The sequence below is a fragment of the Micromonospora sp. NPDC005710 genome (genome assembly GCF_040630995.1).
GTDB lineage: Bacteria > Actinomycetota > Actinomycetes > Mycobacteriales > Micromonosporaceae > Micromonospora.
The window spans coordinates 55,437-80,083 of record NZ_JBEXYP010000029.1; the positions used below are offsets into that span (position 1 = coordinate 55,437).

The following is a 24,647-nucleotide window of genomic DNA, read 5'->3' on the forward strand; positions in this document are numbered from 1 at the left end:
GCACGGTGGACGTTTTCGGACTGCACATCCGTGATGAGATCCGCATCGATCAGGCGTTCGTCGACGCCCTGCAGCCCTCGACCGCCGACAGTGGTCGAGCGCTGGTCTTCATCGGTCGCCGGGTGGTGCTGCTCGGCGCGGTGATCCGCGGCTTTCGCAACGTCGTCATCGTCGGTGACGAGGTGGTGGGCGGCGGTCCGGCCGGTGCGCCCTCGCTGGCGATGCAGGTGCCCGGCACTCCCGCGCAGGGTGAGGAGGGTCTGTCCGGCCGCCGGCTGGTGATCCACGCCCGCCGGCTGACGGGCGTTTCCGCCACCAGCACCGGGCAGCAGGGCGGCACCGGTGTGACCGGCGACCCGGGCCCACCGGTCAACGACCCGAACGTCTCGCGGATCACCGCGCTACCGCCGCTACCTCCACCGCCCGACCCGCCGATCGGCGGGCATCCCGGTCTGCGAGGTCACCCGGGTGGCCCGGGAGGGGCCGGAGGTCCGGTGCACGTCTTCTTCATCGAAGCGTCCGGCACCATCACCTTCGCTGGGATCGGCGGGCCGGGTGGCGCGGGCGGTGACGGTGGACCAGGTGGGCCCGGCATTCCGAACGACCCGGAGAACCAGGGACCACAGGGGCCGCCGGGGGAGCCGGGTAGCGAGGGTGGCGCCCGCACCGCCGAGGTGCTGGCCCGCACCCCCGAGCAGTACGACGAGGGGCTACGACCGCTGCTCTCCGGCCGCGGTGGCGACCGCTGGGCCGAACAGCGCGGCCGGCAGGCATGGTACGAGTTCCGCTCCGGGAGCCTGATCGCGGCCGAACGGGAGTACGCCGCCGGCGAGCGGCTCCGCCCTGGCACCATGGCACCACAGGTGCGTGCCCTGATGGTTGATCACCGCACCGAGATCGGCGTGGAGCGCGACCTGGGGCTGGACCTGGTGCCGGCTGTCGACTTCTACGCCGGGCAGTGGCGGGCGGCGGCGGACGCCCTCCGGGCAGCGCTGTTCGCGCCCGGCGACGGTTCGGTGCTGCTCACCGGCGACCAGCAACGGCTGCTGCGGGCCCGGGAGGCGATCCGCACTCAGTTGACCGCGCTGCTGGGCGACCAGGGGCCGCTGGAGGAGACCATCGGGGACAGCGCCCGGCGTCGACGGGCAGCCGCCGAGCGGGCCCAGCGGGCCTGCGGGGAGCTGATCGGCCAGAGTGTGCTGCGCATCGAGGAGCGGCTGGGCGAGCTGACCGTCGCCGAGGCGCTGATCTCGTACGGCTCAGGCGCTGTTTCCGGGTCTGACCTGGTCGCGGCGATCGCCCAGGTGCTCGGCGCACCCGACCCCACCCAGCCGCAGGGCGCCGTCGGGCTGCTGTTGCCGGCGGACACCAACGTGCTGGTTGACGCCGCCACCGCCGCTGGTGGCCCCTACCTCGCCGGGCAGCCCACCACGACCCAACTGGCCGCGGCCGGTGTGGGCCTGGCCGCGCACGCTCAATGGGCCCAGATCGGCACTGCCGGCTCCGGGCGGGTCGTGCACCTGCGCCGGGTCGCCGCCGACCTGCGCGCCGCCCAGGGTGACGAGCCCCTGCGGGACCTGCTGATCGAGATGACCGAGGCCTGCCACAGTTGGCGGTTGGCGACGCTGCGGCTGCGGCAGATCGCTGGCACGACGGCGGCCATCGACGACCTCAAACGACGCGCGCGGGAGGCGATCGGGGACCTGGACTCGGTGGACACCGACGACCGGCCGGCCAAGTCGCCGGTGTCACGACTGCTGCGTGGCCTGGTTTGCCTCTTCGACGCACTGGACCACTGGAGCCAGCGGGCCCAGCGGGCGTTGAAGCTCTACACAGTGGACCGTGGCAACCCCGGCAGCATCTCGGGACAGACCGCGGCGCTGGCCTTCCCGGACGTGGATCTGGACCTGGACGAGAAGGTCACGCCCGACTTCCCGGTGGGTGCCTACGACCTGATGATGAACGCCATCTTCAGCAGGGACCCGGTGGCGGAGCGCGACCGGCACCGCGCCAAGGGGCGGCCACTGGCAGTCCCGGACGGCACCCAGGTGATCCACAACGCCTTCTCCGTCGGCACGCACACCGCGGCGATCAACCGGTTCGTCAACGCCAAGTCGCTGTGGTTCGACCTGCCGCTGGCCACGCTGCCACCCGGGCTGGCCGAGTTGAAGGTGGTCGGGGTCACCGTCAACCTGCGGGGGATGGCCGGCAACGACAACAGCCTGCCGATGACGATCACGCACGCCGGCTTCTCCCAACAGCGCGACCTCGATCTCGGCGTGCACGACCTGACCGGTCCACCGGCCACCCAGGAATTGGTGCTGCGCTTCGAATCGGCCACCCAGGTGTGGACCGGCAGCACGGCCGCCGTCGCCGGTCAGGAGCACCTGTTCAACCTGTACGGGCGTGGCCTCACCGGCGGCTGGACGCTGGCCTACGACTCGGTGACGGTCCCGTTCACCGGCCTGCTGCAGGTCGACGTCAACATCCAGTACGAGGCGATGGAGTCCCTCGACTCGGTGTCGCTCAGGCGGGTGGAGCACGCCCGCACCGGGCTCTTCGTCGGGGCCCGGGCCACCGGCCGGGTGCTGCTGACCGGCCCGGCACCTGTCAGCGGCAAGCGGGTCACCCTGCACAGCGGCCGGCCCGATCTGGTCAGGGTTCCCAGTGGGGTCGACGTCGTCGCGGGAGCTTCCACGGCTGAGTTCGCGATCGACGTGCTGGCGCCCACCGGTCCGCAGCCGATCGACATCTCGGCCAGCATGGCCGGCGTCCGACGTGAGGCGATCGTGTACGTGGCGCCACCGGTGCCGGCAGCGCCGCTGGTGACGACGGTGTCCCTGGGTGGTCCGGGCGCCGTCGCGGCGGTGGCGGTGTCCCGTGACGGCGCCGGCGGGCGGGTCTTCGCCACCCATTCACCGTCCGATCGGCCCGACGAGGACGGCACCCTGAGCAGCTGGGACCTGGCACTGACCCAGGCGCGGACGGCCGTCGTGGGTCACGGGCCGCGCGCGCTCGCCGTGCAGCCGCAGGGCAACAACGGATTCGTGGTCAATGGTGGCCACCATGACTTCGCCGTGCAGCGTTTCGAGGTGACCGCGGGCCTGCCACTTCCGGGAATCAGCAGGCCGATCGGGTTGGGCGTGGTCGACGTGGCGCTCGACGCGGCCGCCCAGCGGCTCTACGTGGTGCACCAGGGCGGTGCGCCGCCGGTGGGAGTCGACATGCACGTGCGGGTGCTCGCCCCGACCGACCTCGGCGAACTTGACGTGGTCGGTGACGAGGACGGTTTCGCGGGGATCATCGCCGCCGCTGTGGACAGCGCCGCGGCACGCGTCTACGTTGCCCGGACCTACCGCGCCGGCGTACCGCAGACGGCAGCCATCTCGGTGATCACCCGGCGCGCGGACGGCCGGCACACGGTCACCGGCACGATCGACCTGCAGGATGTGCTGCTGCAGCCGGTCGACGTGGCGGTCGACGTACCGGCCGGGTTGATCTTCATGTCCTGTCTCGGCGGCAACACCACCCACCCCTCGGTCGTGGTGCTCGACCAGGACGACTTTCCCACCGACGGCGGCACCCGGCCGGTGCCGGCCGGCGCGGTGCTGCCGGTGCCCGGCGGTGGGCGGGCGGTGGCCACCCGACCGGGGACCGGCATCGGCTACGTCGCGACGTCGGCCGGTCTGCTGATGGTGGACGGCCGCTCCCGGGCCCTGCGGGTGGCGGTCAAGTTGGGCACTGCGCCGTGCTCGGTGGCGGTCGACCCGGTCACCGGCGTGGCCTACGTCGGTGACTGTGTCGCCGGCACCCTGAGCCGGGTGCTCACGCCGGCCGATGTGGCGCCTCGGGCGTGGCGCTAGCCGGGCCGATGCCCAGAGCGCGGGCGGCCGCCGCGGCCTCCTGCCGGGTGCGCACCCCCAGCTTGTCGAAGATCGCCGCGACGTGGTGATCCACCGTGCGCACCGACAGCACCAGGTCGGCAGCGATCTCGGCGTTGGTCCGGCCGGCGCTGAGCTGGCTGAGCACCAGCAGTTGCCGCTCGGTGAGGTGGGCCGGGTTGGCCCGGGTGCCGCGGCGCGCGCCACGCGGGACCCGGGCCCCCCGATCGCGCAGCCGGCCCCGGACCAGGTCGGCCGCTGCCACCGCGCCGAGCCCGTCGAGCATCCGCAGACCCCCGGCCACCGTGTCGGCGTCCGGGGAATCGGTCAGCTCCAGAGCCTGCTCGTACGGGTCGCCGTGGGTCGCCCACTGCGCCGCCGCGGTGGCCCAGTCACCACCGGCACCGGCCGCATACGCCTGGGTCACCACCAGATCGGACGCCCGCGTGCCCGCCGCATCGGTCACCGGGCTGCTGACCGGGTCGACGCTGACGCCCAGGCGGACCAGGTACCGCACCGCCTCGGCCCGGAACGGCGCGGCACCCGGGTGCGCGAGGCGGGGCAGCAACTCGGCCGCGACCTCGTCCGCGCGCTGACGGTCGTTGGTGAGCCAGGCCCACTCCAGACAGGCGAGGCCCGCGTACGCCGTGCCCAGCAACAGCCGGCCGCGACGGGCCCGATCCCACGCCTGTGCCAGCAGCGGTGCGGCAGCCGGGTCACCTCGGCGGGCGCGCAGCCGGGCGTACCAGGGGACGCTGTAGACGTACAGCATGTCCGGGTGGGTCTGGCGCTGCGCCAGCGCGCGCAGCCCTGGCTCGGCGTGGTCCCAATTGCCGCGGCGCAGTTCGACCAGCAGGTGGTGCACCCGCAGGTTGTAGGCGTGCGACCAGAAGCCGTGCTCCTCCGCGAAGGCCAGCCCGGCGTGCACGCACCCGGCCGTCTCGGCCAGGGCACCCATCCGGAAGAGCATCTCGCCGAGGTTGGTGTAGCCGCGTGCGACATATTCCAGCAAGCCGTCCTCGCGGGCCATGTCCACGCTCTGGCGCAGCATGGCCAGCCCACCGGCGTCACCCACCTCGATCCGGGCGATGCCGAGATAGTTGAGGCACAATGTGTCCAGGTCGGTGCGGCCGGCCCGGCCGGCCCGCTTGCGTGCCGACTCCAGAGCGGCGACCGCCCGCGCGAAGTCGTCGGTCAACGCCAGGATCGCGCCCTGATAGAGGAGTGCGTGCGCCGCCGCCGCGTCGTCGGCCCGGTTGTCGAGGATCCGCACGGCCTCGCCTGCCGTCCGCTCGGCGGCGTCGGTCTCGCCAGCCATGAACTGGTGCCGGGAGACGCGGATCAGGCAACGCCCCCGGGCCGGCTCGTCGCCGAGCGCGGCGTACTCATCGGCGGCCTGCTCGCCGACCCGCACCGCCTCGTGGAACCGGTGCGCGTTGTAGAGCTCCCAGCCGTAGTCGTCCAACAGTGCGGCGCTCTCCGCGCTCCCCAGCCGGTCGCGGTAGGGCAGCACCGACTCGAGGAGCACCAGGGCCTCCCGGTGCGAGCCCGCTGCCGCTGCGGCTCGGGCCGCGCTCGGGCCGACAGCGACCACGGTCGCCGGATCGTCCCCGGCGACCGCGTGGTGCACCAGGCGCCCGCGATCCGGCGACGACTCGGCCCGCAGCGCGGCCAGCACCCGGCGGTGCAGCAGTCGTCGACGCAGCTCAGGCAGGTCAGCCTCGATCGCCCGTCGGGCCAGCTCGTGTCGGAAGGCCAGACCGTCCGGCCGTACCTCGATCACCCCGTTCTGCTCCGCCTCGGCTAGCGCGGCCAGCGCCTGCGGCCCGAGGAGGATGGCGGCCAGATCCACCCCGACCGCCCGCGGGACCACGCAGAGCTGCGCCAACGCCTCCTGACAGGCGGGCGCGAGGCGGCGGCACCGGGCACGTACCGCGTCGCGCACCGCGCCCGGGGCGGCCGAGCCGTCGGACGCCAACGACTCACTGACGAAGAACGGGTTGCCGCCGGTCAGGGCGTGCAGCGCGGCGCCGTCGTGGCCGGTGCCGGCCGCCATCCGGGCCACCGCGGCCGCGGACAGCGCGGCCAGCGCGACTCGGACCACCGGCGCCGCGGTCAGCGATCCCAGCAGGCGGTGGACGGGGTGCGCATCGTCCACGTCGTCACGCATGGTCAGCAGCAGAACGGCCGGCAGCGACCCGATCCGCCGGGCGGTGTAGACCAACACGTCGATGGTCGCCTCATCCGCCCAGTGGATGTCCTCCACGACGAGGAGCGTCGCGGGCGCGCCACGCAGCTCGGCCAGCATCGCGGGCAGTACAGCCACCAACGGGTACGCCCCGGCGCTCGGCGCGTTTGACGGGTGCGGTGCGGCCAGGGCTGCCGCCAGAGGACCCCCATGATTCGCCACCGCCTCGCGCAATGGCGCCAGAGGTGCAGGGGCGATCAGATCGTCGCAACCGCCGGAGAGGACCCGCACGGCCGGATCGACCTCGGCGAGCAGTTGACGCACCACGCTGGTCTTGCCGATCCCCGCCTCACCGGTGAGCAGGGCCACCGAGCCCGCGCCGCCCAGCGCGGCGTCGACGGCGGCCCGCAGCGTGGTCAGCGCGGACCGGCGCTCGAGGAGCTGCGCAGGCATTCCTCGATGGTGCCACCCGAGTCGAGGGCGATTCTGGTTGAGACGGCTTGCTGACCGTGCCCTTCGAGCTGTGCTCGCCGAGCCACTGAGCAGCCAGGTTGCTGTCACCGGCGGGGCGCGCGGTCCGGAGCGTCGACCGGTGGCAGCACTCGCCCGACTCTGATCGACTCGCGGCGGCCGGCGATTTCAAGCGTCCCTCTCTCTGCCCACCATGCCGATCAGGCCGGCGAGGAGGGCGGTGCGGGGGACCACGGAGTTCAGATCCAACCATTCCGACGGGCTGTGGTCGGCGCCGCCGACCGGGCCGAGGCCGTCCAGCACCGCCGCGCCGGCCTCGGCCAGCAGGTTCGCATCCGCGCATCCGCCGGTGGCGGTGTGCGACACGGACAGGCCCAGCTCTGCTCCGACCTTCTCCGCGAGTTCGATGAGTCGGTGGCCGCCGGGACCCGTCTGCCAGGGCGGGGTCGGCGCGTGCACGGCCAGGTCGGCGTCTACCCCGGACACGGTCGGCGCGGCCACCAGCCGTCGGATCTCGGCTAGTGCGGCGTCGTACTCGCCGGGCCGCCAGGCGCGCAGATCGACCAGCATGCGGGCTCGGTCGGCGATGACGTTCGGTCGGTCACCGGCGTGCAGATGACCGATGTTGACGGTAACCCCGGGCCAGCGGCCGTTGAGCGCGTCCAGTGCGATTGTCAGCCGGGCGGCGGCGAGCAGCGCGCTGGCGCCGCGTTCGGGTTCGATACCGGCGTGCGCGGCTCGGCCGCGCAGGGTGATCTCCACGTCCGCGACGCCCTTGCGGGCGGAGACCAGGTCGCCGTTGTCGCGGGCGCATTCCAGGCAGAGCGCCACGTCCGCCTCCGCGCCGAGGGTACGGAGCACGGCGCGGCTGCCTGGCGATCCGATTTCCTCGTCGGGGGTGCAGACCAGGATGAGCTCGCCGTATTCGGCCCGTCCCAGGGTGGCCAACACCTCGATCGCGGCCAGGCCGGCCAGCACGCCGCCCTTGTCGTCGCTCACGCCCGGCCCGTAGGCTCGCCCGTCCTGAACTCGGAACGGTCGTGCGGCCGCCGTGCCCGGCGGGAACACTGTGTCGAGATGGCCGGCGAGCAGGATCCGTCGGCCGCCGTGTCCGCGCCGGCGGGCGATCAGTACGTCGCCGAGTGGCGTGCCGGACGGATCGGTGACCGGTTCGCGCTCCACCGCGAGACCGGCGGTCAGGCACCAGGTCTGCACCAGGTCGGCGACCTCGCGCAGCCCGTCAAGATGCCCGGACCCGGAGTCGATGCCCACCAGTTGGGCCAACCGCTCGTGGTAGGCGGCCAGTCGATCACCGGCCGCCGTGAGCAGAGGATCCATCAGAGCACCTTGTTCAGGAACGCGCGGGTGCGCTCGTGCCGGGGGTTGCCGAGCACCTCTGCTGGTGGGCCTGATTCGACGACCACCCCGCCGTCGAGGAAGGCCACCGAGTCGGCGACCTCGCGGGCGAAGCCCATCTCGTGCGTCACCACGACCATCGTCATCCCGTCTGCGGCAAGCCCTCTCATCACGTCCAGCACGTCACCGACCAGTTCCGGGTCCAGTGCCGACGTGGGCTCGTCGAAGAGCATCAGCTTCGGGTGCATGGCGAGAGCTCGGGCGATCGCCACTCGCTGCTGCTGCCCGCCGGACAGTTGACCGGGGTAGGCATGGGCCTTATCCGCCAGCCCGACCCGCTCCAGCAGCCGTAGTGCCTCGGATCGTGCCGCCTCGCGGGCGGTGCCGAGCACGCGCATCGGCGCTTCGGTCACGTTGCCCAGGGCGGTCAGGTGCGGGAAGAGGTTGAACCGTTGGAACACCATGCCGATGTCGCGTCGGCGACGGGCGACCTCGCGGGCCTTGAGCTCGTGGAGCTTGTCGCCGCTGCGCCGGTAGCCGACCAAATCGCCGTCCACCCAGAGTTGGCCGCCGTCGATGCGTTCGAGGTGGTTGATGCAGCGCAGCAGGGTGGACTTGCCGGAGCCGGACGGGCCGAGCAGGCAGGACACCTCGCCGGCGGCCACGGTCAGGTCGATGCCCTTGAGCACCTCGATCGGACCGTACCGTTTCGTGACTGCTTGCGCCCGTACCATCGGCGTGGTGGCCGCCGTCGTCTCGGAGCGAGCGCTTTCGCGTTCGGCAACGGTCATCGGGTTCCTCCCCGGGTGAAGCCTCGGCCGAATCGCCGCTCGATCGCCCACTGTCCGGCGGACAGCAGGCTCACCAGCGCCAGGTACCAGATCGCGGCGACCACCAGCAGCGGAATCACCTTGTAGTTGCCCTGGTAGACGGTTTGTACGGCGGTCATCAGGTCCCGGCCGGCGATGATCGACACCAGTGCGGTGGATTTGAGCATGGTGATGGTCTCGTTGCCCATCGGCGGGATGATCACCCGCATGGCCTGGGGCAGCACGACGCGGCGCAGGGTGAGGTTCGGGCTCATACCGAGCGCTGCGGCAGCCTCGGTCTGGCCGTCATCGACGGCCAGGATGCCGCTGCGGATGACCTCGGCGGCGTACGCCATCTCGTTGAGCGACAGGGCCAGCACGGCCGCGACGGTGCCGGTGATCACGACACTGGTCGGCTGGTCGAACAGGACGGTGCCGGTGACCGGGAGGCTCAGCGTCAGCCGGGGGAAGAGCGCCCCGAGGAAGCCGAAGAAGATGATCTGAACGAGCAGCGGAGTGCCCCGGAAGACCCAGATGAAAGCCCAGGAGACGCCGCGCAGCACGGGATTGGGTGACAGCCGCATGACGGCGAGCAGTACACCGCCGACGGTTCCGAGGACCATCGCGAGCACTGTCAGCCAGAGCGTGGTGACCACGCCGTCGAGGACGTAGTCCTTGAACAGGTACTCGCCGATGGTGGCCGGTTCGAGGTTGGGGCTGTCCAGCAGCGCCCGGAGGAACAGGGCCGCCAGGCCGACCACGAGCAGCGCGGTGAGCCAGCGACCGTAGTGCCGGACGGGGACGACCCGTACGGTCTGGGTGTCGCTCATCTGTGGTGCCTCCTGCGGGAACGGTTCGTGGCGGTCGCCGAACGCCTTTCCGGGCCCGCCCTCACGGAGTCGAAAGGGCGCCCGGCGACCGCGGTTCAGGGGGTCGCCTCCGCGGTGGTCAGTCGATGGCCTGGTCGATGGTGGCCTGCTTGACGGCGATCGGGGTCTGCTTCCACTGGGTGAGGATCCTGGTGTAGGTGCCGTCGTCGATCAGCGACTGCACGGCGGCCCGGTACGCCTCGGCGACGTCCTTCTTGCTCTTGAGGAAGCCGAAGCCGTTCGGGCTGGCCAGCCAGCCGTTGGGCGCGGACTCGTCAGCCACCAGCTCGGCCTTGCCGGCCAGCGCACCGGCGGTGTCCACCAGATTGACCTTGGTGGCGGCCACGACCTCGACGTTGCCCGCGATCAGTGCCTGCACCGCCTGGGGGTTCTCCGGGTATTCCTTGACCTTGACGGTGTTGCCGGCGCAACTGTTCTTCGAGTACGAGGCGAGATTCTTGGCCTGGTTGCTGGCTTTCTGCACAGCGACCGCGCGACCGCAGAGATCGGCGACGCTCTGCACGCCGAGCGGGTTGCCGGCGCGTACCAGGAAGCCGGTGCCGGAGGCGGAGTAGTCGACGAAGGTCGCGACCTGCTGGCGCTCCTTCTTGTCGGTGATGCCGCCGGCGATGGCGTCGTACTTGGCGGCCTGCAGGCCGGGCACCAGCCCGTCGAAGGGCTGCTGGGTGAAGGTGGCCTTGATGCCGAGCCGGGCGGAGGCCGCGAGGAAGAGGTCGTAGTCGAGACCCTTGAACTCGTCGGTGCGCCCCTCCTGCTTGAAGTCGATGAACGGCTGGTAGGGGGCGTTGGTGGCGACGGTGACAGTGCCCCGGCCACGCAGGTCGGCGGGAAGCTTCCTGGCGAGGTCGGCATCGGTGCTGATCGCTCCGACGCCCTCGACGGTGACGGTGACGGGGGCGACCGGATCGCCGGATTCGGCGGCGGTCGAGGAAGTGCCGCCGCAGCCGGCGGCGACGGCGAGCAGGACCGAGGCCGTGGTGGCTACGGCGAGGTGACGGATGCGCATGGGGTGTCCTTCCGGGTGCCAGACGAACCAGCACCCGGACTGTAACGCACGTTACTATTTCGGTGGGGTTACAGTTTTCTGTAACGCGGCTCAGCCGATGTGGAACTCCTGTTGCGTCTGCTCCATCGCCTTCAACCGGGTGCCCGCTGCCGGTCCGAGCCGATCGATGACCGCCGCGACCACCGTCTCCACCAGTGCCAACGCGGGCACGAAGCTGTCGTACAGCGAAGGCGACTCGACCCGACCGGGCAGCACCACCTCAGCGAGCCCGGCCACCGGTGACAGCCACCGGTCGGTGAACAGCACCACCCGGGCGCCGCGGGCGGTGACCTGCCGGGCCAGCGCCAGCGTCGGCTCCTCGTACCGGCGGAAGTCGAAGAGCGCGACCAGGTCCCGCCGGCCCACGTCGACAAGCATGTCGGTGCGCCCCACCGGGCTGTCCGGCAGCAGTCGGCTTCCCCCGCGGACCTGCATCAGATGCAGCACCAGATAATGAGCCAGCAGCCCGGAGAACCGGCCGCCGGCCGCGGTGACCCGCAGCTGCTGATCGGCGAAGAGCCGGGCCGCCGCGTCCAACTCGCCCTGCGGCAGCTCGACAAGGGTGCGGGCGACCGCCTCGGGCAGGTTGGCCGAAGCCCGGGCCAGCGCGCCAGCCGGCGGGTCGCCGGTGCGCTCCGCCGCGCGGTACGCGATCAGCGGCGAGGTCTCCCGCTCGGTGAGCTCGTCGCGCAGCGCCCGTTGGAACTCCGGGTAGCCGCCGAAACCGAGCCGGCTCAGGAAACGCAGCACGGTCGGGCCGCTCACCTCGGCGCGCTCGGCCAGCGCGGCCACCGTGCCCAGCCCGGCCGCCGGGTAGGCGGCGAGCAGGGAGCGCGCGACGCGCCGTTCTGCGGGGCTGCACTCACCGAGGCGTTGCCGGATCAGGGCGGCCACCCCGACCGTCATGGGCTCGTCCGGCCCGGTGCCGTCGGTAACCGGGCCGGTGGGGTCAGGCGCAGACGGCCGGCTGCCCGGCTGGTCGGCGTGATCGGCGGTCGACACGGGCTGAGCCTAACCGCCACCCCGGCGTGCGGCGGACACCGAGCGCACGACCCTGGGGACCGTGGCCAGGGTTGTTCGGGGCGACCTCGGGCAGAAGCACGCCCGCGCAGGGGTCCGGCGAGCGTGCTTCTGCCCCTTCGGGTGGGGTCAGGATGTGCTGACCGTGCAGCTGTAGTCGGCGCTGCCCGAGCCTGAGTACGCCTCCACCTCGACGTAGTAGGTTGCCGAGCCGGACGCCGTGCGGGTGGTGGACGCCGACTCGTCGGTGCCGGCGCCGTCGTTGACCGACCGGGTCAGGGTGCTCCCGGTGGAGCTGAGCAGATACAGGTCCGCGTCGTACGCGGTGGGAACCGCACAGTCGACGGTCAGCGTCTGTCCACTCGCCAGGTTGACCGCGAAGTAGTCCCGGTCGCTGCTGCTCTTCATGTCCCCCGTGATGGTCAGTGGGGAGCTTCGGCCGGTCACGTCGTTGGCAGTGGTTCGTGAGTCGTTGGACTCGACCTCGGTGTAGCTGGATCCGCCGCCGGGCGGGGTCGTGGGGGGCGTCGTGCAGTCGGTGACCGGCGTGCCGCTGTAGAGGCTGCCGCTGGGCACACCACTGGTCACGCTCTTGAGGTAGTAACCGCAGGTGGGCCGGTTGGCGAAGTTGTAGCTCTGGCCGCTGGTCAATTTCCAGATCTTGAAGTTCGAGTAGGTCAGCGGCTGTCCGGAGGACGCCACCTCCGGCTGGTGGTCGCCGAGCACCACGTACGCGCTGGGCCCGCTGAGCGAGGCCAGGCCGTTGCGGTCGATGAAGAGCGAGGCGCCCTCCTCCACTCCGACGCCCCACGCCTTACCGCCGCTGGTGCGACCATCCTTGATGGACCGTGCCACGAACGACATGAGCCGGCCCATCCGGTCCCGGGTGACGAAATGCGAGTCGTTGATCGTGTTGGCATAGTTCGGCCAGCGGAACATGCCGGTGGTGAACGTCATCGCGGAGTCGTACGGGTTGCCGAGGGCGACGGCGGAGGTGGCGCTGCCGCCGCACGCGTCGTACACGATGTCGCTGTTGACGTGGTGCCCGGCGCTGCCGCCGCCGACCCCGCCGCCCTTGGCCACCACCGACTCGACGGATGCCTCCAACGCGGTGCCCTTCCAGGCCACGTAGCGGCACTGGTCACCGCCGGCGAAGTAGACGAACTCCGCGTTACGGATGTCGGTGTTGACCTGGCTGTTGTTGCCGTCGCTGGCGGCGGTGAGGGTGAGCGTGGTGCAGGAGTTGACCCCACTCAGGCCGGTGATCACGTCGCACTCCGGGGTGCTGGTGCCGGAGCCGGCGACGACGACCACGTCGATCGAACCGGAGCTGCCGCGGATCGCCCCGATCGCCTGGTTCATGGTGGCGGTGATGATGCCGCCCGAGCCGTTCATGGTGTAGGCGGGACCGGACCAACTGGACCTGCTGACATCGGTTGAACTGCCCTGCCGGACCCGGGATACCTGCGCCTGGGCGGCGGTCACCCCGACCGGGGCCATCGTCAGCAGTGTGGCCAGGGCGGCGAGCGTCGCCAGCCGGGCACGGATGGGATTGCGGGAAAGGAACATGGGCACCTCCGAGGGGCCACGAATCGATGAAACAGAAGTTACATCCATCACCTTCATAGCTCAATGAGTAACTTCTGTTACATCTTGGTGAACCGGCGTGGCGGCGCCGTCGTCGTGCTTTCGGTGCGGGCACGCCGACGACCCCGAGGCACCTGGATGCCTCGGGGTTCAGCCAGACCTACGGGTCAGACTGCGCCGATACCGATCACCACGCCGGTGAAAGACATGACGGCCCCTCCACGCCAGGCGGCGAGGTCCCGACCGCGCGTCAACCGCGCCTCGAACTGTGGGTCCTTCTCGTACGAGGTGCCGGAGACCGACCCGCAGCCTCGGTTGCCGATCAGGCCCTCGGCGAGGCCGACAAGTTCGTAGTTGTAGAAGACGTCCTCGGACGGCACCACGGGGCAGGGGCCGGCGACGGCGGTCACCCGCTCTTTGTCCGGCGCGACAACCGGCTCCCAGCGCTCGGCCCGATACGTGTCACCGGTAGTGAGCCGGGTCCACCGGACGCCCTCAACGCCCCAGACCTGCGCGTCGGTCACCTGGGCCCGGCGGAGGTCGAGCACGCTCACCCCACGCGTGCCCAGCACCCGCAGGGACCGGTGTCGCGCGCCGATCCCGGTCACCTCCAGCGCGGTGTCCTCGTCCAGCCCGAAGACCCGCCGATGCCCGGTGTCTGCGGCCAGCCGGATCGACCGTGCCTCCCGACCCCGCCGGGAGAAGTGGGTGTCGAGCAAACCCTCCGTGAAGAACCCGAAGCCACCGCGGCGCAGGTAGGCGAGGATGCCCGGGTCTTCGAAGTAACCGGGGTGGGCGCCGTCGCGCAGCCCCGGCTCGGTCGAACCACCGGTGATCATGTCGCGGCCGGCCATGATCTGCGCGCCCGCGCTGGTGCCGGCGACCACCGCGCCGCCGCGAAGCTTTCGTCGCACCGCGGCGAGCGCCACGGTGTCGCGCTGCGCTTGCCCCCGGGTCATCGTGGTGACGTAGCGGTACTGGTCACCGCCGCCGAAGAAGAAGCCGGTCATCGAGTTGATCTGTTCGACGACGGCCGGGTCCTCTGCGGCGCCAGGCCGGTCGAGGTCAATCGGAATCCATTGCGCGTCGGCCACCCCGTAGGACCGGAACAGCTTGGCGTAGTAGTCACCGTTGCAGACGCTGTTGTTGCAGTCCGGGGTGTCGGCGGCCGGGTCCTCGGACGGCACCGGGGCGGCCGCGGTGAAGATGCCGATCCTTGCTCTGCCGACGCCGCCGGCCAGCCGGACGATGTCGTCGTACACGGCGGCGTTGTCGTCGGCGAGTCCGCCGCCGACCAGCACCAGGCTCCCGCCGCGTGAGTGGTTCGGCTGGGCCGAGGCTGGCATCGCGGCCAACGGGATGCTTAGCGCTAGTGCCGTACAGGTGCCGACCCCGAGGGTCAACAGGCGGTCCAAGGGCATGGCTGCTCCTCACTGGAAACCGTGAGGGCGGGCCGAGGAGGAGCGTACGTCAGGCCAGCCCGTGCAGACAACGGCTGACGAGACAGCCGGCCCTGGCGTCCTACGGCGATGGTGGCGTCGTGCGGACCGCGCTCAGTCGTTGCCCGGGCGGGTCGCCCCGGTCCCGATCGCGCGCAGGTGTGCCAGCCCTTGCGACCAGGACTGGAGCAGAGTGGTTTCGTGGTAGGCGATGCCGTGGTCGGTGCAGAACTGACGGATCAGTGGCTGAGCGTGGCGCAGGTTCGGTCGGGGCATGCTGGGGAACAGATGATGTTCGATCTGGTAGTTGAGCCCGCCGAGTAGTGCGTCGAGGAGCCGGCCGCCGCGCACGTTGCGGGAGGTGAGGACCTGTCGGCGTAGGTAGTCGAGGTCGTCGGCCTCGGTCAGGATGGGCATCCCCTTGTGGTTCGGGGCGAAGGAGCTGCCCAGGTAGAGGCCGAAGAGTGCCTGGTTGACCAGGATGAACACGATCGCCTGCGGAACGCTCAGGACCACGAACACGGCCCCGAGGTAGCCGGCGAGGTGCAGGACGAGCAGTCCGGCCTCCACCGGTCTGTGCCGGAGCCCCGGACGGCTGACGACCGCCCGGACACTGGCGGCGTGCAGATGGAGACCCTCCAGCATCAGCAGAGGGAAGAACAGAGTTGCCTGGTGCCGGACGAACAGTGCCCGCAGGCCGCGCTGCGTCGCGGCCTGTCCTGCGGTGAAGGACAGCGGAGCCACCGCGATGTCGGGGTCTCGGCCTTCGGTGTTCGGATGGGCATGGTGGCGGTTGTGCTTGTCGACCCACCACCCGTAGCTGATCCCGGTCACCAGGTTCGCACAGATCATGCCGAGCACGTCGTTCGCCTGTCGGGAGCCGAAGATCTGTCGATGCCCGGCGTCGTGACCGAGAAACGCCACTTGCGCGAGCAGTACCGCGACCCCGGCGGCGGTAGCCGTCTGCCACCACGACGACCCGAGCCGGATGAACACCACGCCCACCAGCACGAGACAACCCGACAGAACCGCCACCCGGACCGCGTAGCGGCGCGGGTGACGCTCTAGGAGACCCGTGCCTCGGACCAGGCGAGACAGCTCAGCGTACGCACTGCCACGGTCACTACGGGCGTCAAGATCCGCATTACTCACTCTCGCCACTCCCTGTACGACCGCCCAGTCAGGCTGGGGTTATGCCAGCAGCCACGAGCGGACATGCACGCGACCCATTCACCTGCGGCAGACATCGAACATGCGAACTGCCGCCTGATGGTTCCAGTCTTCCTCACCGCCTCCGCTCGCAGGAGGAAACGGCATCTCACGACAATCGCGGCGCGAGCAACGCTCACCTTCATACACGTCCGTTGGTGACCTTCCGGGTATGCCCGAAGATGTCAGCAATCGCGCTCACGCTCGTCAGGCGGGCGGCATCCGTCCACGTCGAGCTCAGTCCCTTTTGGAGGCCGACAGGCATGGAGGAAGGCCGCGTCACTGCATGGCGGTCACGGGTGGGTGATCGAATGATCTGGGGCAGCGGAAGGTATACAGTGAGTAGTTACGCCCGATTTGTACGCCCACAACGTCTGGGGATGCGGTCGGGCTCTCCTCGGACGGGCGCCAGCTGCAATGCATGCCGTTCCAGTCGCCTGAGTCGACGGTCAGAATCAAGGTCATCGCAGTGCCGCAGGCAGCGCAATCCATCGGGTACGGATCGGTCAGTGACCAGTTCGCGTACCCCCCAACCTTCCATCCCGGCGCCAGCGACAAGTCGCTCTGATAGCGGGGACGGCTCTCGTCCTCGTCGTCATCCCACTCGTCGATCCGCTCGCGCAGGTCATCGGGAAGGAGGTCGGCGTACTGGTACTCGCGGACCTGCTCGGGGTGCACCACGCACGGGAGCGGCAGATACATGTGGCTGATCACCGGCGGTTCGGGAGGCGCTTCGAGTAGCGGGCCGACGGCGGAACTGTCGCGCCAGTAGAGAAAGACGCGAGGGCTGTAGTGCCGATCCGAGTGGTCCACCGGGCACCACAGCACCTGGAGCAGATCGGTGCCGTCCGGGCCGGCGTAGTCCGGGATATCTCGTCGGTACAGCTGCGCGACCGGGACCAACGGGATCGGATCATCGATCAGGTCGTCCAGGTCCAAAGCGTCGGCCGCATCGAGCTCGGCCCGCTCCTGTGCGGTCAGGAAGGCCCCACCCGGCAGCGGATCCCGGGCTTTCGCGGTCGTGAGGATCTCCCGCCTGCGGCGCAGGGCAGCCGGGGTCGTCAAGTTGTACGGCTCGTGCGCCCCAGCGTCGTCGCAGACCGGCCACACCTCGTCGGTCGGCCACAGCAGCGGTCCGCCGACCGAGCTCTCGGCGGCGGTCGGAGCGCCGGGACGGGGATGTAGGCGGGTAGCCGTGCCGGAATGTTCCCGCAGTTCAGGGAAGAGCGCCGCGATGTCCAGAGGACGCGGAGGCGTGGTGCGCACCATAGACGTGGATCTTATGGCCGACGTACAGGTCCCGAGCTCCGGGATGGCTGGCACTGGCCGGTGCCTCGGGTCGCCTAGTGGTCGGCGATGGCAGCTGTCAGCCTGCTGCCACCATCACCGCCGCTTGCCCCCGGCGGTTCGACTCACCGTCCCGGGTGCTCCGCTGCACCTGCCAGTGGCTCTCCAGGTTTATCCGCCCCGCGCGGTTCGGCGTCGATGCGCATGCTATCGCCTGCAGGGGATGCCCATCACCAGTCCCAGTCCTCCGGAGCCTCGACGAGTTTGCATCGGAGCGCGTCGCGGATTGGCGAAGCGTCCTCGCCGAAGGTACTGCTGAGATCCCAGTACGCGTGGCTGAGCGCGTCATCTGGTTCGAGGCGGCCAATCAGGTCGGCGATGTCGTCGAGTTCGAAGTAGGTTGCGGCCGCGGCAAACGCGGCGATCTCCTCGGCGGTGCAGGCGTCCAGCGGCCAGGCGGCGCCGCGCCGGGCGCGCGCAGGATCTCCAGGCCACGGGCGCGGGGCAGGACGTTCGTGCCGGACTCAACCAGGTGTAGATCCCGGTCGCGGACGCGTCGTTCGACCTGGCAGTGGTCGGGGTCGCTGGCCCACACCATCACGCCGTCGTGCTCGAAGACCGGTTTGGTCTCGGGGTCGACCGTGAAGTAGGTGACCTCGAGATCGACAGGATCGATGACGCGTTGCCGTTCACGAGCCTTGTACAACCGCAGTCTGATCACGTCGCTAGTGTGCAGGCCGTCCGGTGAGGCGATCCTGCGCCGCGCTGCGGTCGGGTGGGCGGCCGCCGTGACGTACTCGATCCGTCAACACCAGAAGGAACAGCAAGAAATCGTCCCGATCAGCAATGGCTGACAGGTATCGATCCAGGTGATCATGAATGCCGGCCGTTGTCCGAGAGGTGCCGACAGGCGACAGCGCTGCGGCGGGCGTACTCCGGCGAGTCAGCTGGAGGGACGTCGATTCCGGCCCGCGTTCGACCCGGCCGGTGTCGCGGAGTTGGTACGGGCGGGCCTCCGGCCTGGCGGGCTCCCGCCGGAGCGGCTGGTGGTCACAGCATGTGGAAGTCGGCGAACTCGAAGCCCGGACTCACCACGCAGCTGACGAGAACGTGCTCGTCGCCCGCCGGGCTCGCGGACTGCCACTGGCCCGCCGGCACCAGGATCTGCGGACACTCGGCACTCAGGATCGTCGGCTCACTGTCCCTGCCGATGGTCAGCGCCAACGGGCCACCCGAGTGCCAGAACCAGATCTCGTCCGACCGCACGGTGTGCCAGGCCGACGAGTCCCCCGCTTCGAGGAGGAAGAGGATCGCCGTCGCGGCGGCACGGCTGCCCGGGTAGCCGTCCGGTTCGAACGCGACAGCAGAGCGATAGGTTTCCCGGAACCAGCCACCTTCGGGATGCGGCTGCAGATCGAACTGCTCGGCAAGAGGCGGACGCGCGGTCATGGAGGCCACTGTAGTGACGTCACCGCGATGCGGTCAGTGATCCGGTGTCGGCGAGGAGGTTCCGCCGCGTCCGCGCCGGCCGCGCATTCGTCGACCTCCGACCCTATGATCGATGGATGAGAATATGGAGGCATCGGTGATCGAGGAAGGCGGCGGGATGCTCGTCATCCTCATGGCGCTGTCCGGCATCTGCATCGTGGTCGCCCTCGTCACGGCGGTGCGTGCGAGCCGGGTCGTCGGAACCCTCCTCGCGGGAGTCGGCGTGCTGCTGCTCGTCGGTACGTTCGTCACCTACAGCACCCTGGATGACAAGCGGCGCACCGCGGCGCGCGAACGCCTGGCCGAGGTCGCCCCCTACGATGCCCCGGCCGAGATGCTGAGCGTCACGCTCGCGTCCGAGCCCTATCATCGTACTGAGGTATTCGGATACAGCTCCGTCGATCCGGGCAAACGCCTGCCGCGGGTGCTGTGGGACGCCGAGTTGCTTGCACCCGACGACCCCGATCTCGTGGTCGGGGTCACCTGGCTCTCCAGCTGCGTCGGGGGCGTCCACGTCGTCGAGTCCGCGGAGCGGATCACGGTGTCGGCAGGATGGCCGGACAAGGGCAACCGGATCTGCGTACCGCCCGGCGTGCGCTCCACATTTTTCCTGATCGACCTCGACGCCCCCGTCGGCGCCCGGCAGGTGTTCTGGCGACCTCCACCCGAACGGTTCGCCGAGGACCGCTCGGCGGAACTGCTTGATCTCGGATAACGCCACAGCCCTCGACGGCCGATCCGGTGTTGGGCGGAGGGCGGGTGAGCGGCCCCTCAGGATGACATTCGCCCTGTGTCGGTCCTGCCTCTTCCCTACCGGCCAGGTGACCGGATCAGCCACGGATCGTCGATCCCCCTTTGCGGCGGTAGGTGGCGGGTCCCTGAGCGCTGCCGATTTGGTCATCGGCGGGGGCGGTCCGGCATCATCGACGGTGGGCGGGCGGAGGGGGAGACGCCGTATTCGGCGTCCTCATGTGATCCGGCGGAATCTCCTGGTCGCCGACTTGGCGGGCAATGGCGTCCGCGGGCCGAGCTGTGGGGCGTAACCACTCAGTCGGATGTCGCTCGGCTATCGGGACGTGGCGGAGTCGATGTGGAGCAACTGCGCGACGGCGTCCGGGCGGTCCAGTGGCACGAGATGGCCGCTGCGGGGAATCAGCTCACCGGAGAGGTCATCGGCAACGGGGGTGAGCTGCCGGTAGAGCAGGTCGCCGACGGTGTTGCCGCCGACGGTCAGGGTGGGCGTGGTCAGCCGGCCGGCCGCGGAGATTGTTGCCGCGTTCTGCTCAGCGGCGCGGTAGTAGCCGAAGCCGCAGCGCAGCGCCTCACGACCGGTGTACGCGCTGACGAAGGCGTCTCGGATCTCCTTCGGCACCCCCCGGCGCTCGAAGGTGCCGGCCACGAGGAACCAGTCGAGGTATTCGGCCTCGTGGCCTTCGAGCACCGTCTCGGCGAGCCCAGGGACGGAGTGGAAGCCGAACCACCACGGTGGTGCCGGGAAGCCACCAGGCAGGCCAGGCAGCGTCGCCTCCATCAGCACCAGGCGACGCACCCGGGCCGGGTGCAGGGTGCCGAGCAGGTAAGCGGCGGGCACGCCCGCGTCCAAGGCCACGACCTCGGCCTGTTCGACCCCCAGCGCGTCGAGCAGGCCGAGCATGTCACCGGCGCCGGTCAGGGCGTCGAACCCGTCCGACGCGCGAGCGCTGTCGCCGAGCCCTCGCAGGTCTGGTGCGATGACGCGGCGTCGTCCATCCAGCAACGGCAGCACCTCGCGCCAGACCTGCCAGGTGTGCGGCCAACCGTGCATCAGCAGCACTGGTGGGCCCGCGCCATCCAGGGCGACGTTCAACTCGGTGCCGTTGGTCCGGATCTTGCGCAACTCCATGCGTGCCTCCTGCCGGTTACCATTGGTTACCTACTTAACATGGGAGATGCCGGATGAATTGGCAAGACGGCACTTTCGCGCCACCTGGTGAGCCCGGGGTAACCGGGGATCTCTTCAGCCCGGCCTGTCCGACCCGGCAGCTGCTCGACCGGATCGGCGACAAATGGACGTCGATGCTGATCAAGGTGCTGGCGGAAAACCATCCGGCGGAGCTCGGGTTCGCGGAGCTCCGGCGCCGCGCCCCAGGGGTGTCGAACAAGATGTTGTCGCAGACGCTGCAGAGCCTGGGCCGCGACGGTCTGGTCACCCGCCGGGTCGAGGCGAGCGTGCCGCCGCGCGTCTATTACGCGCTCACCGACCTGGGTCTCTCCCTGGACACTCCGCTGGCAGCGGTCCGGGCGTGGGCCGAGCAGCACATCTCGACAATCGAGGAGCACCGTCGCAAGCCTGACCAGTAGCGGCGCCCCGGGCCGGGGTGAGCCGGCGAGCCATTCGCCTGCGCTCCTGAGGTCGTTAGTTGGCGTCAGGAGCGAAGGGTGCGCAGGCCGGTGCGGATTTCGCTGACCAGGATCTCGGGCTGTTCCAGGGCCGCGAAGTGGCCGCCCCTGTCTGCCTCGCCGTAGTGGATCAGATTGCTGTAGGTGTCTTCGATCCAGCTTCGTGGCAGGAGCGGGATGTCTTTCGGAAAGACGGTTACCGCGACCGGAAGCGTCAGCTTCGGGCCGGCGAAGGTGCCCGATTTGTTCTCCCAGTAGATGCGGCCCGACGACGCTGCGCTGTTGGTGAACCAGTAGAGAGATATCGCATCGAGTATGTCGTCGATGCTGAGGGCATCCTCGGCAAGTCCTTGGTTGTCGGTCTTGGACTGGAACTTCTCGTAGATCCAGGCTGCCTGACCAGCGGGAGAGTCCGCCAGGGCAAATCCGACAGTCTCCGGCTTCGTGCTCTGAAGATGGTTCGATCCACCGAGATCACCGGCGTAGAGGGCGAGGGTTTCCACGGCGTGGCGCTGGTCGGGTGACAAGGTGTCGGGCATCTGTGCGGGAAAGGCGAACTGGGTGCTCAGATGAATTCCGAGCAGCCCTTCGGGTTGCATTGCCCCGAGGGCGGTGGTGACGACGGCACCCCAGTCGCCGCCGTGCGCGGCCCATCTCGGGTAGCCGAGACGCTCCATCAGTTCCACCCACGCGCTTGCTATGCGCGGTACGGTCCACCCGGTCTGCGTGGGCTTCTGGGAGAAACCGAACCCGGGCAGTGACGGAACGACGACGTCGAACGAATCGGCGGCGTCTCCTCCAAACGAAACCGGATCGGTCAGCGGGCCGATCAGCTTCAGGAAGTCCACGATCGAGCTCGGCCATCCGTGTGTGAGTATCAGCGGCATCGCGTGGGGATTCTTGGACCTCACGTGGATGAAGTGGATGTCCAGCCCATCGATCGTGGTCAGGAATTGGGGCAGGCGATTGAGCTCGGACTCGACGCGCCGCCAGTCGTAGCTGCGCTGCCAGTAGTCGACCAGAGACCTGGCGTTCTCCAGGCGAACGCCTTGCGACCAGTCGCCCACCGTTTCCGGGTCCGGCCATCGAGTCCGGGCCAGTCGCTGCTTCAGATCGTCGATCTCCGCGTCCGAGATCGAGACGGTGAACGGGCGGACGAGAGCCGAGGTCGGCGGCGTCAGTGCAGTCATTGTCCGTTTTCTCCTGACCTTCAAAGGTGTCTATTCGCGGATAGTTTCGCCGGAACATGACATGCGGAGCCGGCAGTTCAGTTGCTTGTGGATGCACTGGTCGCAGCGCCCGATTGGCCAGTCGTTTCTCATGGGAGCGGTGTGTTCCGAGGGCGGGTCAGGCGCTGCGGAGTGGTGGCCCCAGTCGTCGTTCGAACCAGAGGTGGGCCAGGACTATCAGGGCCAGGTAGACCACGAGTGTTCGGCCGCTGACGGCGGTGGCGAGCAGGCCGAGCAGCAGTGGGGCTGCGATGCCTGTTGTGACTCGGGAGATCGTCCTTGGCAGGTCGGAGCTGTGGCTGGCGACGCCGGTGACCACACCGAGGGTGAAGTAGGCCGCAATCGCGCCGCACAGTAGCCAGCGACCGTGCTCGGGCAGTGGGTTGGAGCCGTGCGCGACCACCAGAGAGAGCGGTACGGCGATGGTGGCGACGACGCCGGTGACCAGGCAGTGCAGGCCGAGGGCGGCGCGGGCGGGTATCCGGCCGGCGCGTAGGTGCGGCAGGCCGGCGTATCCGAAGACGACGGACAGGCCGAACAGGCCGGCCAGAAGAATGAAGGACGCGACGGCGGCGGTCAGCAGGCCGAAGTCGTAGCGCGCCTCACTTGCGGCGGCGATCATCTGCACCACCGATTCGCCCAGCACGATGATCACGAAGAGTCCCAGCCGCTCGGAGAGGTGGGCCGGATCGACCGACACCCCGTGAATGACCGGTCCGGCGCCGTCGGTGCGGACTCCCGATCGTGATCGACGCCGGGTGCGTTCCGGTGCGGTGAGATACGACTGGACGCGCTGGAGGACCCTGCTGCCGGACAGCACCAGGATCAGCAGCAGGTCGAGGCCGACTCCGGCGGCCCAGAGTACGAGTTTCCAGTGCTCGTCGACCCAGAGCGACGCGAACCAGGGCAGCAGTCCTGCCGAGTACTGCACCACGGGGAAGTCCAGCAATACCGCGCCGCGTTGCCACGACTTGGACCCGTAGACGCGGGTGGCGATGTAGGCGATCGCGAAGACGTTGAGCGGAAGGATGTCGCCGCCGTGCCCGAGCACGGTGTGCGCCACGCCTGGCACGGACGCGGCCATGGTCCCGAGGCCGAACATGCCGACCAACAGTCGCAGCACACGGGTCTGGCCGGCGGCGACGTTGCCGTACAGCATGAACGTCGTCCAGGACAGCCAGAGGGCCAGGAACAGCAGTGCGTAGAGACCGAGCGCCGCGGCGTCCAGTTCAGACCCGAGTACGTGTGCGAGGGCGGCCACGCCGGCCACCGCCACGAGGTCGAAGAACAGCTCGGCCCAGCTCGCGTGCCGCTCGATCCGGGTTTCTTTGGGCTCTTCGTCGATGTTCATCATCAGCGGTCACCGGGGCTGCTGACGGCGGCGTGCTGCAGGCCCACGTCGAGAAAATTGATCATCCAGGTGAAGCTGTCGTCGACGGATGCGTCCATCCGGAACCCGCCGGCTGCTTCCTGGGTCGAGAATCCGTGCAGGGCGCTGCGGAGCATCCGGACGGCGTGGATCTCCTGGCTGGAGTCCAGGCGGTAACCACGCAGCATGGCTGCCCAGGAGGCGACGACCCGTTCGATGGCGGGGATGAGTGGGTCGACGGGTCCGGTCGGGCGGGCAGCATCGGCGGCCTTGTACCGGCCGGGGTGTTCGAGCACGTAGGTCCGCATCGCCTGCGCGCCGGCGGCCAGGGCATCGCTGCCGGCCCGACCCTGGATGGCGTCGCGAATGGCATTGGCGAATTCGGTCATGGCCACGATGGCGATGCGGTGGGCCAGATCGGCCTGGCTGGTGACGTGTTTGTAGAGCGCGGGGGTCTTCACCCCGAGTCGTTCGGCGAGCAGACCCATGCTGAGGTTCTCGAAGCCGATCTCGTCGACCAGGGCGGCGCCGGCCTCGGTGACCGACTGCGGTGTGAGCCGGGCCCTAGGCATTCGCCAGCGTCTTGTCGAGGAAGGGCCGGGCCAGAGCGAGGACCTGATCCGGCGTCTGGGCGTGGGGGTAGTGACCGGCGCCCTCGACAACGGCGAGCTCACCGATGCCCCTGGGCAGATCGGCGAGGATTTTCTCGCCCTCGGCGCGGGGCTCGGCCCAGTCGGGGTCGAGGCCGCCCTCGATGACCAGGACCGGGCAGGCGACGTTGGTCAGTTGCGCGCCGGCGTCAGTCGGGCTGGCTTTGCACATGGCCTGCAGCACCTTCATCCGGCCGGGCTCGCTCAGCTTCGCCTCGATACGCGTCAGTTCGGCGTCCCAGTCGGCGGGCTTGACCGGATACGCCACATCGAGGTACTTCTTCCAGCTCGCCAGCCTTCCCAGGACCATGACCTGCCCCATCTGGCTGTAACCGGTCCGGAAACGCTTC

Annotated in this window: 20 protein-coding genes; 3 read left to right on the forward strand and 17 right to left on the reverse strand. The window is 69.7% G+C overall.

Annotated features, from left to right (window positions below; all coding sequences use genetic code 11):
* Nucleotides 1–5: 5 nt before the first annotated feature.
* The gene (locus tag ABZ406_RS28140; protein WP_357767879.1) at nt 6–3,863 is read left to right on the forward strand and encodes a hypothetical protein; all 3,858 of its coding nucleotides are present in this window, start codon (nt 6–8) and stop codon (nt 3,861–3,863) included.
* Here ABZ406_RS28140 and ABZ406_RS28145 read toward each other — a convergent pair.
* From ABZ406_RS28145 to ABZ406_RS28200, 12 genes are all read right to left on the reverse strand, one after another.
* Nucleotides 3,826–6,522 (reverse strand): AAA family ATPase, encoded by a 2,697-nt coding sequence (locus ABZ406_RS28145; protein ID WP_357767881.1) that lies wholly within the window; start codon nt 6,520–6,522, stop codon nt 3,826–3,828. The two genes, ABZ406_RS28140 and ABZ406_RS28145, sit on opposite strands and share 38 nt — an antisense overlap.
* A gap of 186 nt (nt 6,523–6,708) precedes the next feature.
* The gene (locus ABZ406_RS28150; RefSeq protein WP_357767884.1) at nt 6,709–7,878 is read right to left on the reverse strand and encodes a M20 family metallopeptidase; all 1,170 of its coding nucleotides are present in this window, start codon (nt 7,876–7,878) and stop codon (nt 6,709–6,711) included.
* The gene (locus ABZ406_RS28155) at nt 7,878–8,687 is read right to left on the reverse strand and encodes an amino acid ABC transporter ATP-binding protein (protein ID WP_357767887.1); all 810 of its coding nucleotides are present in this window, start codon (nt 8,685–8,687) and stop codon (nt 7,878–7,880) included. Before ABZ406_RS28155 ends, ABZ406_RS28150 begins: the two co-directional genes overlap by 1 nt.
* Nucleotides 8,684–9,535: an amino acid ABC transporter permease gene (locus ABZ406_RS28160; protein WP_357767890.1), complete on the reverse strand. Its 852-nt coding sequence runs from the start codon at nt 9,533–9,535 to the stop codon at nt 8,684–8,686. Before ABZ406_RS28160 ends, ABZ406_RS28155 begins: the two co-directional genes overlap by 4 nt.
* Before the next feature lie 118 nt (nt 9,536–9,653).
* Nucleotides 9,654–10,601 (reverse strand): transporter substrate-binding domain-containing protein, encoded by a 948-nt coding sequence (locus ABZ406_RS28165; protein WP_357767893.1) that lies wholly within the window; start codon nt 10,599–10,601, stop codon nt 9,654–9,656.
* A gap of 90 nt (nt 10,602–10,691) precedes the next feature.
* The gene (locus ABZ406_RS28170) at nt 10,692–11,642 is read right to left on the reverse strand and encodes a MurR/RpiR family transcriptional regulator (protein WP_357767896.1); all 951 of its coding nucleotides are present in this window, start codon (nt 11,640–11,642) and stop codon (nt 10,692–10,694) included.
* A gap of 147 nt (nt 11,643–11,789) precedes the next feature.
* On the reverse strand, nt 11,790–13,229 hold the full coding sequence (locus ABZ406_RS28175; protein WP_357767898.1) for a pre-peptidase C-terminal domain-containing protein: 1,440 nt from the start codon (nt 13,227–13,229) through the stop codon (nt 11,790–11,792).
* Between the two features lie 185 nt (nt 13,230–13,414).
* Complete coding sequence (locus ABZ406_RS28180) at nt 13,415–14,668, reverse strand: cyanophycinase (RefSeq protein WP_357767901.1); 1,254 nt, start codon at nt 14,666–14,668, stop codon at nt 13,415–13,417.
* A gap of 132 nt (nt 14,669–14,800) precedes the next feature.
* Nucleotides 14,801–15,838: an acyl-CoA desaturase gene (locus tag ABZ406_RS28185; RefSeq protein WP_357767904.1), complete on the reverse strand. Its 1,038-nt coding sequence runs from the start codon at nt 15,836–15,838 to the stop codon at nt 14,801–14,803.
* A 336-nt stretch (nt 15,839–16,174) separates the two neighbouring features.
* Entirely contained in the window at nt 16,175–17,164 is a 990-nt protein-coding gene (locus tag ABZ406_RS28190) for a hypothetical protein (RefSeq protein ID WP_357767906.1), read from the reverse strand.
* A gap of 385 nt (nt 17,165–17,549) precedes the next feature.
* Nucleotides 17,550–17,903 (reverse strand): hypothetical protein, encoded by a 354-nt coding sequence (locus ABZ406_RS28195; RefSeq protein ID WP_357767909.1) that lies wholly within the window; start codon nt 17,901–17,903, stop codon nt 17,550–17,552.
* A gap of 329 nt (nt 17,904–18,232) precedes the next feature.
* Nucleotides 18,233–18,631 (reverse strand): cupin domain-containing protein, encoded by a 399-nt coding sequence (locus ABZ406_RS28200; protein WP_357767911.1) that lies wholly within the window; start codon nt 18,629–18,631, stop codon nt 18,233–18,235.
* Between the two features lie 112 nt (nt 18,632–18,743).
* Between ABZ406_RS28200 and ABZ406_RS28205 the strand changes: the two genes are divergently transcribed.
* The gene (locus tag ABZ406_RS28205; RefSeq protein WP_357767914.1) at nt 18,744–19,385 is read left to right on the forward strand and encodes a hypothetical protein; all 642 of its coding nucleotides are present in this window, start codon (nt 18,744–18,746) and stop codon (nt 19,383–19,385) included.
* Nucleotides 19,386–19,736: 351 nt separating this feature from the next.
* Here ABZ406_RS28205 and ABZ406_RS28210 read toward each other — a convergent pair whose 3' ends face one another.
* Complete coding sequence (locus tag ABZ406_RS28210; RefSeq protein ID WP_357767917.1) at nt 19,737–20,552, reverse strand: alpha/beta hydrolase; 816 nt, start codon at nt 20,550–20,552, stop codon at nt 19,737–19,739.
* 53 nt (nt 20,553–20,605) lie between these two features.
* Between ABZ406_RS28210 and ABZ406_RS28215 the strand changes: the two genes are divergently transcribed.
* The gene (locus tag ABZ406_RS28215; protein ID WP_357767919.1) at nt 20,606–21,010 is read left to right on the forward strand and encodes a helix-turn-helix domain-containing protein; all 405 of its coding nucleotides are present in this window, start codon (nt 20,606–20,608) and stop codon (nt 21,008–21,010) included.
* A gap of 65 nt (nt 21,011–21,075) precedes the next feature.
* Here the strand turns inward: ABZ406_RS28215 and ABZ406_RS28220 are convergent, their stop codons facing one another.
* From ABZ406_RS28220 to ABZ406_RS28235, 4 genes are all read right to left on the reverse strand, one after another.
* Entirely contained in the window at nt 21,076–22,239 is a 1,164-nt protein-coding gene (locus tag ABZ406_RS28220) for an epoxide hydrolase family protein (RefSeq protein ID WP_357767921.1), read from the reverse strand.
* 157 nt (nt 22,240–22,396) lie between these two features.
* Complete coding sequence (locus tag ABZ406_RS28225; protein ID WP_357767924.1) at nt 22,397–23,632, reverse strand: low temperature requirement protein A; 1,236 nt, start codon at nt 23,630–23,632, stop codon at nt 22,397–22,399.
* Entirely contained in the window at nt 23,632–24,219 is a 588-nt protein-coding gene (locus tag ABZ406_RS28230) for a WHG domain-containing protein (protein ID WP_357767927.1), read from the reverse strand. The genes ABZ406_RS28225 and ABZ406_RS28230 overlap by 1 nt, the downstream gene beginning before the upstream one ends.
* The coding region (locus ABZ406_RS28235; RefSeq protein ID WP_357767930.1) for an alpha/beta hydrolase at nt 24,212–24,647 on the reverse strand (436 nt) is incomplete at its 5' end. The genes ABZ406_RS28230 and ABZ406_RS28235, both read right to left, overlap by 8 nt.

What these genes read in the sequence shown, in the direction of transcription:
- ABZ406_RS28145 (WP_357767881.1), bottom strand. Translation starts at nt 6,522, where the DNA reads ATGCCTGCGCAGCTCCTCGAGCGCCGGTCCGCGCTGACCACGCTGCGG.
- ABZ406_RS28150 (WP_357767884.1), bottom strand. Translation starts at nt 7,878, where the DNA reads ATGGATCCTCTGCTCACGGCGGCCGGTGATCGACTGGCCGCCTACCAC.
- ABZ406_RS28155 (WP_357767887.1), bottom strand. Translation starts at nt 8,687, where the DNA reads ATGACCGTTGCCGAACGCGAAAGCGCTCGCTCCGAGACGACGGCGGCC.
- ABZ406_RS28160 (WP_357767890.1), bottom strand. Translation starts at nt 9,535, where the DNA reads ATGAGCGACACCCAGACCGTACGGGTCGTCCCCGTCCGGCACTACGGT.
- ABZ406_RS28165 (WP_357767893.1), bottom strand. Translation starts at nt 10,601, where the DNA reads ATGCGCATCCGTCACCTCGCCGTAGCCACCACGGCCTCGGTCCTGCTC.
- ABZ406_RS28175 (WP_357767898.1), bottom strand. Translation starts at nt 13,229, where the DNA reads ATGTTCCTTTCCCGCAATCCCATCCGTGCCCGGCTGGCGACGCTCGCC.
- ABZ406_RS28180 (WP_357767901.1), bottom strand. Translation starts at nt 14,668, where the DNA reads ATGCCCTTGGACCGCCTGTTGACCCTCGGGGTCGGCACCTGTACGGCA.
- ABZ406_RS28190 (WP_357767906.1), bottom strand. Translation starts at nt 17,164, where the DNA reads ATGGTGCGCACCACGCCTCCGCGTCCTCTGGACATCGCGGCGCTCTTC.
- ABZ406_RS28200 (WP_357767911.1), bottom strand. Translation starts at nt 18,631, where the DNA reads ATGACCGCGCGTCCGCCTCTTGCCGAGCAGTTCGATCTGCAGCCGCAT.
- ABZ406_RS28205 (WP_357767914.1), top strand. Translation starts at nt 18,744, where the DNA reads ATGGATGAGAATATGGAGGCATCGGTGATCGAGGAAGGCGGCGGGATG.
- ABZ406_RS28210 (WP_357767917.1), bottom strand. Translation starts at nt 20,552, where the DNA reads ATGGAGTTGCGCAAGATCCGGACCAACGGCACCGAGTTGAACGTCGCC.
- ABZ406_RS28215 (WP_357767919.1), top strand. Translation starts at nt 20,606, where the DNA reads ATGAATTGGCAAGACGGCACTTTCGCGCCACCTGGTGAGCCCGGGGTA.
- ABZ406_RS28220 (WP_357767921.1), bottom strand. Translation starts at nt 22,239, where the DNA reads ATGACTGCACTGACGCCGCCGACCTCGGCTCTCGTCCGCCCGTTCACC.
- ABZ406_RS28225 (WP_357767924.1), bottom strand. Translation starts at nt 23,632, where the DNA reads ATGATGAACATCGACGAAGAGCCCAAAGAAACCCGGATCGAGCGGCAC.
- ABZ406_RS28230 (WP_357767927.1), bottom strand. Translation starts at nt 24,219, where the DNA reads ATGCCTAGGGCCCGGCTCACACCGCAGTCGGTCACCGAGGCCGGCGCC.